The following is a 12069-nucleotide window of genomic DNA, read 5'->3' as shown; positions in this document are numbered from 1 at the left end:
CGCGGCGATCGCACTTCCTGGTCGCGGCGCGACCGCTGCCCGGCGTGCAGCCGATGGCGGTGGATGCGATCGCGACGACGCTGAACAACATGCCGGACGTGCAGATCATCAAGCAGGTCAAGCCGAGCGGCTTCGGCGCGCTGTCGGCCGGCGGCGGGGGCGGCGGCATGCCGGAGATCGTGGTCGCCGAGATGGATCCGGCACGCGGCGCGGCGTTGCGCGCCAGCGCGCCGCCCAACGTCATCGTCGAACACGACGCCCTGCTGCGTCACGCCGACGATCTGTCGATGGCCTTCAACAACGCGATGACGATGCAGCCGGGCATCGGCGTCGACGTGCGGCTGCGCGTCGTCAGCACGTCGGGACAGCCGCTGTCGAAGGCGACGGTCTATGTCTATGGCATGGGCTTCCCCGGCCAGGGCGTGACCGACGACCGAGGCGAGGTCACCGTGACCGTGTTCGGCGGACCGCTGGAGACGATCCAGGCGATCTACGTCAAGCCGGTGGCGAACCACTGGGACCGCATGTTCGAACGTCCCGCCTTGTCCGACGGCGTCAATACGCTGCAGCTGCAGCCGTTCACGGCGACCTTCCAGGGCTTTCCGCAGGCGCCCTATGTCGGCTGGGGCCAGCAGCTGATGAAGCTCGATCAGATCGATGCTTCGCTCACCGGACAGGGTGTCAAGGTCGCGATCATCGACTCCGGCTGCGACAGCAGCCATCCGCAGCTGACCCACGTCACGCGCGGCATGGACTTCACCAACAACAAGGACGGCGCGAGCTGGACCCGGGATACGATGTCGCACGGCACGCATTGCGCCGGCATCATCACGGCGGCCACGTCCGGCCAGCTGAAGGCGGTGCGCGGCTTCGCGCCGGCGGCCGAGGTGCATGCGCTCAAGGTGTTCCCCGGCGGCCGCTTCAGCGACCTGATCGACGCGCTCGACCAGGCGATCGCGCGCGGCATCGACATCGTCAACATGAGCCTCGGCAGCAGCGAGCAGTCAGAGCTGGTTGCGCACAAGCTGATCGAGGCGCGGCAGAATGGCGTCGCCTGCATCGTCGCGGCCGGCAATGCCAGCGGGCCGGTGCAATTCCCCGGCAATCAGCCATCCGTTCTGACGGTGTCGGCGATCGGCAAGCTCGGCGAGTTCCCGGACGACAGCTATCATGCGCGCACGGTCGTGCCGAACATGATCGCGGGCGCGATGTTCTCGCCGCGCTTCACCTGCTTCGGGCCGCAGATCGCGGTGGCGGGGCCCGGCGTGGCGATCGTGTCGACCGTGCCCGGCGGCGGCTACGCGGCCTGGGACGGCACCTCGATGGCGACGCCGCACATCACCGGCATGGGCGCGCTGCTGCTCGCGCACCATCCGGTGTTCCGCGATGCCGCCAAGACCCGCAACGAACAGCGCGTGTCGCAGCTGTACCAGCTGCTCGCCAGCGCGGGCGTGCGCTATCTCGGCGATCCCACGCGCGAAGGCGTCGGCGTGCCGGACCTGCAGCGCGTCGCCGGCCTCACCGCGGCGGCCCAGAGCGGCAACATGGCGACCGCATCGACCGCGCCTTCGCTCGGCGGCACGCTCAGCTACGGCGTGCCATATCAGGGCTCGCCGTTCGCCAACGCCTATCTGCAGCCGCAGATGATCCATCCGGCGCTGCTGCAGAGCTTCCTGCAGATGCGCAGCGCGGGACTGGTCTGACGGTCGGCGTTACGCAAAACAACAATCCGCCGGCCGGCAACGCCGGCGGATTGCGTTCAGCCCTGATCAAGACGGCACAGCTTTCGCAAATGGCGATCGCACTTTTATTCTCGTCTCTCTCGAAGTCGTCATGGCCGGGCTTGTCCCGCCTGCGCGGCCGAAGCCGCTTCAGCGCGGCGAAGGCCCGGCCATCCACGTCGTTCGGCGTGCTGAGAACCACGTGGATGCCCGGGACAAGCCCGGGCATGACCGGGCAACTCATTTGTAGGATTGCTCGTCGCGACGGCCGTGCATCTCCCCATGCGACAGCTCTGATCACGACAGGCAGACTCGAACCGTGAGGCGGTCAATCGGGCGGGCAGCCGAATTGGCGCATTTTGAAGCTCAGCGCTGATGATGCGCCCGCAGCCGGTGGGCGGCCTGATTGCGGCGGCGTACGTTGAGCTTCTCGAGGATGTTGTGCACGTGGTTCTTGACCGTGCCCACTTCGATGCGGAGATTGCGCGCGATCTCCTTGTTGGACAATCCGACCTCGATCATCTGCAGGATCTCGCATTCGCGCGGCGTGAGCTCGCCGAAGCGCGGCTTGGCCGCAGGCATCGGCTGAGCAGCCGTCGGTTGAAGCAGTTCGGGCGGCTCGTCGAGTTCGGCGACGATCGAAATCTGCTCGCTCGGGATCGGCTCGCCGCGGCCGCCCGCCGTCAGCCGGTCGACCTGGGCGATGACATCGTCGATCGAGCCGTCGCGCGGCACGCATCCGGCGATGCCGCGGCCGATCGCCGCCAGCGCCGGCGCTGCGATCTCGGGCACGCCGATCGCGAGAATCTCCAGGTCGGGCTGCGCATGCAGCAGCGTCGTGGCGCGCTCCAGGCCGTGCCATTCGCCGACGTCGAGCAGCACCAGGTCCGGACGGCTCGACGTGACCAGGCCGAGCGCGCCGCGATGATCGACCGTGTCGATCACCTCGAGCCGGACATTCTGCCCGAGCCGCGCGCCGAGAGCCTCCCGGTAGAAGCGCGTTTCGCTGACGATGAGAATGCGGATCTTGCCGGCGACCATCCCGGGCATGTCGGCCGCGAGGGAGGGAACCGGTAGCATGCCGAACTCGACGGCGCGTCGCGACATTGGAAGCTCCCAATTGCAAAATGGCTGCAGCGGTCCTGCGGGGACGTGACTACGACGTGCCCTGGCAGAGACGGTGTGGATTGCAGATGAAATGATGCTGGGAATTGAACAACCTTTGGGCGAAATCTGCGCCCCGATCATGACAAGAACGTGTTCGGACCTGCCGGGCGCTTCGTCGCAGCGTCCGGCAAAAAACCGGTATGATGCTGCCTTGTCTGTACATCTGCGCGGTCTCCTCACCGAAAGAACATGGACTTGCAAATGCACCTACAGGGTGTGTCGCGACACAGCATGAAAACGTTCGACGATTTGTGAACGGAACCGGCGCACACTGGCCTGACCGCGCCCCCCCGAGAGGCCGCTTGCGCCGGCTGGCGCGATCATTAAATTAGGCGATCACCCCCACGACATGTTCGAGAACGAAACAGGCCCATGAGCTATATCGAAGCGACCGACACCGCTGCGCGCAAGAACGGCCAGATCAAGCTGCATGGCCCGAGCGGCTTCGCCGGCATGCGCAAGGCCGGCGCGCTGGTGTCGAGGTGCCTCGATGCGCTCACCGATATCGTCAAGCCGGGCGTGCCGACCTCCCGGATCGACGACGTCGTGCGCGAGTTCGCCTTCAGCCACGGCGCCTATCCGGCGACCTTGATGTATCGCGGCTACCGCTACTCGACCTGCACCTCGATCAACCACGTGGTCTGCCACGGCATGCCGAACGACCGGCCGCTGAAGGAAGGCGACATCATCAATGTCGACGTCACCTTCATCGTCGACGGCTGGTATGGCGATTCGAGCCGCATGTATGCGATCGGCCCGATCTCGCGCAAGGCCGAGCGGCTGATCGAGGTCACCTATGAATCGATGATGCGCGGCATCGCCGCGGTGAAGCCCGGCGCCACCACCGGCGACATCGGCCACGCCATCCAGAGCTTCGTCGAACCGCTGGGCATGAGCGTGGTGCGCGATTTCTGCGGCCACGGCCTCGGCCGGCTGTTCCATGACGAGCCGAACATCATCCATGTCGGCCGCCCCGGCGAGGGCGTGCTGCTCAAGCCCGGCATGTTCTTCACTATCGAGCCGATGATCAATCTCGGCAAGCCGCATGTGAAGATCCTGTCCGATGGCTGGACCGCGGTGACGCGCGACCGCTCGCTGTCGGCGCAGTTCGAGCATTCGGTCGGCGTCACCGATGACGGCGTCGAGATCTTCACGCTCTCCGAGCGCCATGGCGAGAAGCCGCTGACGCAGGTGTGAGCGGGGTCTGCGCCGCAGCGCCGCGCGGCGTCCGATTGTTGCCATGCGCGGCTGCTCGATTGCCTCCATCGTGCATGACCGCAGGAGGCTTCCGTGACGACTGCAACGCGCCGTGGCGTCCTCGGCCTGCTCTCGGCGAGCGCGGCGCTGCTGTCGCCGTCCGCACGCGCCGCCTCGGAAACGCCCGCTCCGGCCGCCGGCGCCGAAGACGCCTGCATCCTCACGCCGCAGTCCGAATCCGGTCCGTATTATTTCGATCCCAAGCTGGTGCGCACCGACATCACCGAGGGCCGGCCGGGCGTGCCGCTGGGGTTGCGGCTGCGCGTGATCGAGGCGGGCGCCTGCACGCCGATCCCTGGCGCGCGGGTCGACGTCTGGCAGTGCGACGCGCGCGGCATCTATTCCGGCTATCCGGGCCAGAGCGATACCCACAAGCTCGACCAGAGCGGCAAGACCTATCTGCGCGGCACGCAGATGGCGGATGCAGCAGGCTGGGCCGGCTTCAACACCATCTATCCCGGATGGTATGCCGGCCGCGCCACCCACATCCATTTCAGGGTGTTCGTCGACGAGGCCACGGTGCTGACCGGGCAGACCTTCTTTCCAGAGGCGCTGAACGAGTTCATCTACAGCAACGTCCCGGACTACACGGGGCGCCCGAAGCAGCGGCTGGTCATCAACGCCAACGACCGCGTCGCCACCGACGCCGATCCCGATCATCGCGCCTATTGCGCTGTGAAGGAGGAGCGCGACCGTTATCTCGCGACGCTGACGCTGGCCGTACGCCGCGAGGCGGCCAAGCCGGTCGAGATGCCCACGGGCCGGCTGCCGCCGGCGCCGTGGATCAAGGACCGGCTGGCAGCGCTGGTACCCGGGCTGAAGCGCAGCCCGTTCTGATCAGTCGCGTTCCGTGAACTGATAGGCCAGGGCGGCGAGCGGCAGCGCGGTGCCGAGCGCAGCGGCGAGCGTCCAGCCGCCATGCGCATAAACGTAGGCGCCGAGCCCGGAGCCAGCGGCGCCGGCGACGAAGAACGTCGTCATGTAGAGCCCGTTGAGCCGGCTGCGCTGATGAGCGCCGAGCACGAACAGCACGCGATAGCCGAGGATCAGGCTGAGCTGCGCGCCGCAATCGATCGCGATCGCCGCGATCACCAGCAGGGTCAGCGACCAGTTGGTTCCGGGCGGCGCCAGCAGCGTCGCCGCGAAGCCGGCCGCGCACAGCAGCATGGACGCGATCGTCGCCGGCCGCGTCCAGCCGCGATCCGCGATCCGGCCGGCGACGGGCGCCATGATCGCACCGGCGACACCGGCGAGCGCGAACAGCGCGATGCCGGTTTGCGACATGCGGAAGTCCGGCCCCGCGAGCAGCAGCGGCGAGGTGGTCCAGAACACGCTGAAGCAGCTGAACAGGGCCGCCTGGTACAGCGCGCGGCGGCGCAGTGCCGGCGTGTCGCGATAGAGCTGCACCATCGAGCCGAGCAATTGGCCGTAGCTCAGCCGCGCCTGCGGCTCGCGCGGCGGCAGCGCCACGCGCAGCACCACGGCGAGCGACAGCATGGCCACCGCCGAAGCCGCATAGATCACGTGCCAGGAGGCATGCGCCGCGACGAAGCTCGCCAGCGGCCGCGCCAGCATGATGCCGAGCATCAGCCCGGTCGTGACGTTGCCGACGGTGCGGCCGCGGATCGCCTCCGGCGCCATGTGCCCGGCGTAGGGGATCAGGATCTGCACCGCCACCGAGCCGAAGCCGATCAGCAGCGCCGAGAGCAGGAAGGTGGAGGGCTGCGTCGAAAGTGCCGCGCAGGCGAGCGCCGCGGCGCCGACGATGATGGTGGCGATGACGAGCTTGCGGTTCTCGATGAGGTCGCCGAGCGGCACGACCAGCAGCAGGCCGGCGCCGTAGCCGATCTGGCTCATCGTCACCAGCAGGCCGGCGAGCTGCGGCTTGAGACCGAGATCGGCGCTGATCGGCCCGATCAGCGGCTGCGCATAATAGATGTTGGCGACGATCAGCCCGCAGGAGAAGGCGAGCAGCAGGGTGATCCAGGCCGACAGCGTGTCGCCGGAATCCGACGTGATGGTGGTCAACGGAAAACGTCTCCAGGCGGGACAATCCATCAGTGCCGCAAGGCATCAAAGCCGTGAAGCCCCGATTTTGCATCGCAGCATTCAAGCCGGACATAGGTCCTGAAGGTCCACTTCACCAGTTCACGTCTGCGTGGGCAGGGCAGCGCGCAGGCTTCGGCCGATGCCTGCGCGTGTCCAGGCGCGGCGCGGCACCGACAGCTAGCGGATCCGCTGAGCTTCGACGTCGGCCGTCGAAGTTCCGCGGCGACCGATCAGCCGCGGCAGCAGCATCGGAACCCGTTGGCGGTAGCGCTCATAGGTCTCGCCGAAGACGGCGACCAGGTCGCGCTCCTCGAGCTGCAGGCCGATGAGGATGTAGCCGGAGCTGAGCGCCGCGAACAGCAGATGGCCCACGCTCATCTCAGGCGTGGCCCAGAAGGCGATCAGGAAGCCGAGCATGATCGGATGCCGGACGAGGCGATACAGCAGCGGCGTCTTGAACGGGTGCGCCGGCGCCTCCGCGCCGCGCAGCGCGAAGAGGCCCTGGCGCAGCCCGAACAGCTCGAAATGATCGATCATATAGGTCGAGCTCAGCACGATCAGCCAGCCGAGCCCGTGAAGGCCGGTCAGCAGGGTCGCGGCCAGTCCCTCGACATGCCACAGCGGCATCGGGATCGGCCGCCACTGCCAGAATAGCAGCAGCAGGGCCAGGCTGGAGAGCAGCACATAGGTGCTGCGCTCGGCCGCGGCCGGGATGAGGCTCGTCCACCAGCGCTTGAACGCCGGCCGCGCCATCACGCTGTGCTGGAGCGCGAACAGCGCGAGCAGCAGCCCGTCGACGATGACGGCCTCGGCGAGGCTCCCGGCCGCGCCGCTGTCGATGGTCTTGGCGCCGAACTGGTCATAATTGCCGACGAAGGCCAGCGCCCAGGCAAAGGACACGAGAGAAATGCCGTAGCTGGCAACGGCGTAGAACAGGATGAGGAGACGTGCGAACATGGATGCTCTCCGGTTGTGCGGCCGGCCGCGCCAAGGAGCGCCAAGGAGCGCCAAGCAGCGCCGAGGGATCGACCGATCCCCAGCGCGCGCCGCGATCGAGCCTGAGCGCTATCAGGCGACCGTCCCCTGAGCGTCCCCCGACGCCGCCAAAGCAGGTCTCGTCACGATGCCCCGGTTCAGCGTCCGCACCTTCGGCTTTCCGGAGATCCGCCGTGACGACGCGCCGTGCCCGTTGTCGCTGCGCAAGGGCCTGGCGCTGCTGGTGTACCTCGCCGAGGCGAGGACCGCCGTCGCACGCGACATCGTCGCCACGATGTTCTGGCCTGACAGTCCCGAGGATGTGGCGCGGGCGCGGCTGCGCCGCCTGCTGCACCGGATCCAGATCGTGCTCGGCGATGGCTGCCTGGCGGTGGACCGCACGACGATCCGCTGGGCGCCGACAGGCGAGCTGGAGGTCGACTGCCAGGCTTTCGAGGCGGCCTGCGATCGCGGCGAATTCGCCCGCGCGTGCAGCCTCTACAACGGTGACTTCCTCGACGGCTTCACGCCCGGCGACTGCCCGAACTTCGACGAATGGGCGTTCTTCCGCCGCGAGGCCTTGCGCGGGCGCGTGGTCCAGGCGCTGGAACGGGTGGTGCAGGATGCGAGCGCGGCAGCCGACCATGCCACTGCGATCAGCCACGCCCGGCGTCTCGTCGCGCTCGATCCGCTGAGCGAGGTCTATGGCCGCGCGCTGATCCGCAGCCTGGTGCTGTCGGGCGACCGCGCCGGCGCCGAGCGTCATCTCGCGGCGCTGACACAATCTCTGCGCGACGAGCTCGGCGTGGCGCCGGAAGCGGACACGCTGGCCCTGCTCGGACAGGGCGCGGCGATTCAGGAGGAGACCACGCCGCCGACGCGTTATGTCGGCAAGGACGGCATCCATCTCGCCTACCAGACCTATGGCCGTGGCCCGCTCGACATCCTGCTGCTGCCCGGCTTCGTCTCCCATGTCGAGCGCATCTGGGAGGAGCCGCGCTGCCGCGCGCTGCTGTCCTCGCTGGCATCGATGGGCCGCCTGATCCTGCTCGATCGCCGCGGCGTCGGGCTGTCCGACCGGGTCGGCTCGAGCCCCGATCTCGAAGCCACCGCGCAGGACATCGCCACCGTGCTCGACGCCGCGGGCAGCCGGCGCACCGTGCTGCTCGGCGCCTCCGAGGGCGGACCCGCCTGCATTGCGTTTGCCGCCGCGCATCCCCGGCGCGTCGCCGGGCTGATCCTGTTCGCCTCGCTGGCCAAGGGCAGCGCGACAGCGGACTATCCGCATGCGCTGCAGGCCAGCCAATATGGCCTCTGGCTGCAGCAGCTCGTCGCCGAATGGGGCGGCCCGGCCGGCATCGAGACGTTCGCGCCGAGCCTCGCCGGCGATCCGCAGGCGCGCGCCTGGTGGGCCGGCCTGCTGCGCGCCGCCTCGAGCCCGGGCGCGATCAAGGGCCTGCTCGAGGCGTTGCGGGACACCGACGTGCGGCATCTGCTCGCACAGGTGTCGGCGCCGACGCTGGTGCTGCACCGTCGCAAGGACCGCGCGGTGCTGATCGGTGCCGGCCGGCATCTCGCCAGCCACATCCCCGGCGCGACGTTCGTCGCGCTCGACGGCGCCGATCACTGGATCTTCGCCGGCGACCAGCAGCCGGTGCTCGCCGCCATCGCATCTTTCCTCGACCGCCTTCCGGGATCGGCGTGACGCCGAGCGCGTTGAGAACGACAGCGGCGGGAGCAGCAGGAGAACGTTGGTCATCATGAGCGAGGACGCCGCCTTTCGTCGCGAGCAGCGCCAGGTCGCCGCCGGCATGGCCGCTGCTGCGCTGACCGGCGTCGTCGCGATCGGCCTCGCGCTGTGGCACGGCGGCAGCGCCGCGCAGCCGGAAGCCGAGCGGCTGGCGATGGCGCTGCGGCTCGATCTGTGCGTGCTGGCCTGGCTGCTCGCCGCCATCGGCAACGTCGCCCGCCTGCGCTTCTTCTCCGCCCAGGACATCGCCGGCGCGGCGACGACGGTGGCCAGCGAGGCCGTCCGCCGCGGCAATGCGATCCTGCAGAATACGCTCGAGCAGGTCGTGCTCGCGATCGCCGTGCATCTCGGCCTGGCGGCGACGCTGCCCGATCCCGCAACGCTGCTGACCACGCTCGTGGTGCTGTTCGGCCTCGGCCGCCTGCTGTTCTGGCTGGGCTATGCACGCGGCGCCGCAGGCCGCGCCTTCGGCTTCGCGCTCACGTTCTACCCGACGGCGTTCGCGCTCATCATCGGCCTGGTCCTGGTGCTGAGCGGGCGTGCGGCCTGACGGAAGACGCGCAGGCGCCGACACTTCGAGGTTGCAAAAACGATTCTCCGCGGCATGCTGGCACCGATGCCGGACAACGCCCTTCCCCCCGACGACAAGCCCGAGACGCCGCATTATCACGGCCATCGGCAGCGGCTGCGCGAGCGCTTCCACAGCGCCGGCGCCGAGGCGCTCAGCGACTACGAGCTGCTGGAGATGGTGCTGTTCGCGGCGCTGCCGCGGCGCGACGTCAAGCCGCTGGCCAAGGCGCTGATCAAGACGTTCGGATCGTTCGCCGACGTCATCCATGCGCCTGAGCCCCGGCTGCGCGAGTTCAACGGCATCGGCGATGCCGCGATCACGCAGCTCAAGCTGATCGCGGCAGCCGCGCACCGGATCGCCAGGGGCGAGGTCCGGCAGAAGCACGCGCTGGCGTCGTGGCAGGAGGTCATCACCTATTGTCGGACCAGCATGGCGTTCGCCGACAAGGAGCAGTTCAGGCTGCTGTTCCTCGACAAGCGCAACCAGCTGATCGCCGACGAGGTGCAGCAGACCGGCACGGTGGACCACACCCCGGTCTATCCGCGCGAGGTGATCAAGCGCGCGCTGGAATTGTCGGCGACCGCGATCATCCTGGTGCACAACCACCCCTCCGGCGATCCGACGCCGTCGCAGGCCGACATCCGCATGACCCGGACCATCGTCGAGATCGCCAAGCCGCTCGGCATCACGGTGCACGACCACATCATCGTCGGCCGCAACGGGCACACCAGCCTGAAGAGCAACGGCCTGATGTGACCAGGCGAAGGGGCCGTTGAACCGGTTGCCCGCACCGGATCACCTACGTCTGGCAAAGCATGGCGGGGTCTCAATGCGCAAAAGCTGGATCGGCTTCATCTTCAGTCTGCTGACCGCAACGAGCGCCGCCGCCTACGACGCCAACGACCCGGCCAATTGCAACGGCATCGGCTGGGACGATGCGCGGCCGCTCGCGGTCGCCCGGGTCAGCGGGCAGCCGCGCGTCAATTTCGTGAAGAGCCCCTATGACGACGACTTCAAGGCCGCGAGCTGTCCGGCTGCGACGGACGCCTGCCGGAGGAAGGCCTATCTGGTCGGCGACGACCTGGTGCTGGTCGGCAGGACGCGCGGCGATTTCACCTGCGTCAGCTACCAGTCGCCGCATGCCCGGCAACAGACCTGGACCAGCGGCTGGCTGCCGCGCGCGGCGCTCGCGCCGGTCGCACCGATGGCAGCGCCGGCGGGCGCAGATTGGACCGGCCGCTGGGAGCATCCCGGCGGCGGGCTCACGATCACCGCCGCCGGCGGCGGCCGGCTGCGGATCGAAGGCGATCAGGTGCTGCCGACGGGACGCGACCTGCACAATGGCTCGATTGCCGCGACCGCCGAACCGAAGGACGGCCTGGTCGCCTTCGTCGACGACGGCAGCACGCCGTTCGAGCGGCCGAATGCCGGCGACGAATGCCGCGTGCGCCTGCAGCGCGTCGGCGCCTGGCTGCTGGTCGAGGACAACGGCGATTGCGGCGGCGCCGGCGTCAGCTTCACCGGCCTGTATCGCCGCAAATAGGTCCGCAGGCTCACGCCCAGCGGCGCGCCATTGCCACACAGAGCACGACGATCGCGGCCGCGCCGAGCATGGTAGCGGACACCGGCTCGTGCAGCAGCAGGCTCGCGAAGGCGAGGCCGAGGAATGGCTGCAGCAGTTGCAACTGCCCGACGCTGGCCGTGCCGCCGCGCGACAGGCCGCGATACCAGAAGGCGAAGCCGACGAACATGCTGAAGACCGAGACGTAGACGAGGCCCAGCCAGGCCGGCGTGCTGATCGGCTGCGTGGACGCCGGCCATGTCAGCAGCGCCAGCGGCAGCATGACAGGGACCGACAGCAGCAGCGCCCACGAGATCACCTGCCAGCCGCCGAGCCTGCGGGTCAGCAGGGCGCCCTCGGCATAGCCGAGGCCGCAGACGATGATCGCGGCGATCATCACGAGATCTCCGGTGAGCGAGGCGGCACCGCCCTGCGACAGCGCGAAGCCGGAGACCGCCGCCGCGCCGAGACCGGCGAACAGCCAGAACAGCGGCCGCGGCCGCTCGCCGCCGCGCAGCACTCCGAACGCGGCGGTCGACAGCGGCAGCAGTCCGATGAAGACGATCGCATGCGCCGAGGTGACGTGCTGGAGCGCCAGCGCGGTGAGCAGCGGAAAGCCGATCACGACGCCGAGCGCGACGATCACGAGCGACCACAGTTCACGCCGTCCCGGGATCGGCTGTCGCAGCGCTGCAAGGCACAGCGCGGCGAGACCGGCCGCGAGCGTCGCCCGCGCGCTGGTCAGGAACAGCGGGGCGAAGCCCTCCAGCGCCGCGCGCGTCGCCGGCAGCGAGCCGCTGAAGATCGTCATGCCGATGGCGCCGCTGCCCCAGCCGTCGATCGATCCCTTCATGGCCTGGTCCTCCTTCGAGGCCTCTCCTTAGCCTGCACGAGGTTGCCGGGGGAGCCACGGATCAGTACAATATCGCCGAACTGTACTGATGTGAGAGATGATACAATTGAGAACGGCGGCCTCCGACCCGCGCCCGCCCGGCGCCCGGACGATGGCGGTGGTCGA

At 68.7% G+C, this 12069-nt stretch carries 11 protein-coding genes; 7 read left to right on the top strand and 4 right to left on the bottom strand.

The features are described 5' to 3' along the window. A partial coding sequence (locus BRAS3809_RS00775) for a S8 family serine peptidase (protein ID WP_035654782.1) occupies positions 1–1703 on the top strand: 1703 nt, incomplete at its 5' end. 384 nt (positions 1704–2087) lie between these two features. On the opposite strand, the gene BRAS3809_RS00770 is transcribed toward BRAS3809_RS00775, so the two are convergent. Next, positions 2088–2828 carry a LuxR C-terminal-related transcriptional regulator gene (locus BRAS3809_RS00770; RefSeq protein ID WP_008960192.1) on the bottom strand — a complete coding sequence of 247 codons (741 nt, stop codon included), beginning with the start codon at positions 2826–2828 and terminating at the stop codon, positions 2088–2090. Positions 2829–3260: 432 nt separating this feature from the next. Here BRAS3809_RS00770 and map point away from each other — a divergent pair, with 432 nt between their 5' ends. Both map and BRAS3809_RS00760 read left to right on the top strand, forming a co-directional pair. Next, on the top strand, positions 3261–4085 hold the full coding sequence (gene map / locus BRAS3809_RS00765; RefSeq protein ID WP_008960191.1) for a type I methionyl aminopeptidase: 825 nt from the start codon (positions 3261–3263) through the stop codon (positions 4083–4085). Between the two features lie 93 nt (positions 4086–4178). Then, positions 4179–4982 (top strand): intradiol ring-cleavage dioxygenase, encoded by an 804-nt coding sequence (locus BRAS3809_RS00760; protein WP_008960190.1) that lies wholly within the window; start codon positions 4179–4181, stop codon positions 4980–4982. Here the strand turns inward: BRAS3809_RS00760 and BRAS3809_RS00755 are convergent, their stop codons facing one another. Both BRAS3809_RS00755 and mddA read right to left on the bottom strand, forming a co-directional pair. Then, a complete protein-coding gene (locus BRAS3809_RS00755) occupies positions 4983–6173 on the bottom strand; it encodes an MFS transporter (RefSeq protein WP_008960189.1) in 1191 nt (396 codons plus the stop codon). Positions 6174–6371: 198 nt separating this feature from the next. After that, a complete protein-coding gene (gene mddA, locus BRAS3809_RS00750) occupies positions 6372–7151 on the bottom strand; it encodes a methanethiol S-methyltransferase (protein ID WP_008960188.1) in 780 nt (259 codons plus the stop codon). Positions 7152–7317: 166 nt separating this feature from the next. Here mddA and BRAS3809_RS00745 point away from each other — a divergent pair, with 166 nt between their 5' ends. The 4 genes from BRAS3809_RS00745 (at position 7318) to BRAS3809_RS00730 (ending at position 11033) form a co-directional block, all read left to right on the top strand. Further along, complete coding sequence (locus BRAS3809_RS00745) at positions 7318–8874, top strand: bifunctional AfsR/SARP family transcriptional regulator/alpha/beta hydrolase (RefSeq protein WP_008960187.1); 1557 nt, start codon at positions 7318–7320, stop codon at positions 8872–8874. A gap of 55 nt (positions 8875–8929) precedes the next feature. Continuing rightward, the gene (locus BRAS3809_RS00740; protein ID WP_008960186.1) at positions 8930–9469 is read left to right on the top strand and encodes an MAPEG family protein; all 540 of its coding nucleotides are present in this window, start codon (positions 8930–8932) and stop codon (positions 9467–9469) included. A 66-nt stretch (positions 9470–9535) separates the two neighbouring features. Then, the gene (radC, locus tag BRAS3809_RS00735; protein ID WP_008960185.1) at positions 9536–10246 is read left to right on the top strand and encodes a RadC family protein; all 711 of its coding nucleotides are present in this window, start codon (positions 9536–9538) and stop codon (positions 10244–10246) included. A 73-nt stretch (positions 10247–10319) separates the two neighbouring features. Then, positions 10320–11033: a hypothetical protein gene (locus BRAS3809_RS00730; protein WP_008960184.1), complete on the top strand. Its 714-nt coding sequence runs from the start codon at positions 10320–10322 to the stop codon at positions 11031–11033. 10 nt (positions 11034–11043) lie between these two features. On the opposite strand, the gene BRAS3809_RS00725 is transcribed toward BRAS3809_RS00730, so the two are convergent. After that, positions 11044–11904, bottom strand: coding sequence for a DMT family transporter (locus BRAS3809_RS00725; protein WP_008960183.1), 861 nt, complete (start codon positions 11902–11904; stop codon positions 11044–11046). Positions 11905–12069 lie beyond the last annotated feature (165 nt).

This window comes from Bradyrhizobium sp. STM 3809, assembly GCF_000239795.1.
Lineage (GTDB): Bacteria > Pseudomonadota > Alphaproteobacteria > Rhizobiales > Xanthobacteraceae > Bradyrhizobium.
This window is presented reverse-complemented; position numbering and strand designations above follow the sequence as displayed.

Excerpts from the sequence above, each read along its gene's own strand:
- BRAS3809_RS00770 (WP_008960192.1), bottom strand. The coding sequence starts at position 2,828 with ATGTCGCGACGCGCCGTCGAGTTCGGCATGCTACCGGTTCCCTCCCTC.
- BRAS3809_RS00725 (WP_008960183.1), bottom strand. The coding sequence starts at position 11,904 with ATGAAGGGATCGATCGACGGCTGGGGCAGCGGCGCCATCGGCATGACG.
- BRAS3809_RS00745 (WP_008960187.1), top strand. The coding sequence starts at position 7,318 with ATGCCCCGGTTCAGCGTCCGCACCTTCGGCTTTCCGGAGATCCGCCGT.
- BRAS3809_RS00740 (WP_008960186.1), top strand. The coding sequence starts at position 8,930 with ATGAGCGAGGACGCCGCCTTTCGTCGCGAGCAGCGCCAGGTCGCCGCC.
- map (WP_008960191.1), top strand. The coding sequence starts at position 3,261 with ATGAGCTATATCGAAGCGACCGACACCGCTGCGCGCAAGAACGGCCAG.
- mddA (WP_008960188.1), bottom strand. The coding sequence starts at position 7,151 with ATGTTCGCACGTCTCCTCATCCTGTTCTACGCCGTTGCCAGCTACGGC.
- radC (WP_008960185.1), top strand. The coding sequence starts at position 9,536 with ATGCCGGACAACGCCCTTCCCCCCGACGACAAGCCCGAGACGCCGCAT.
- BRAS3809_RS00730 (WP_008960184.1), top strand. The coding sequence starts at position 10,320 with ATGCGCAAAAGCTGGATCGGCTTCATCTTCAGTCTGCTGACCGCAACG.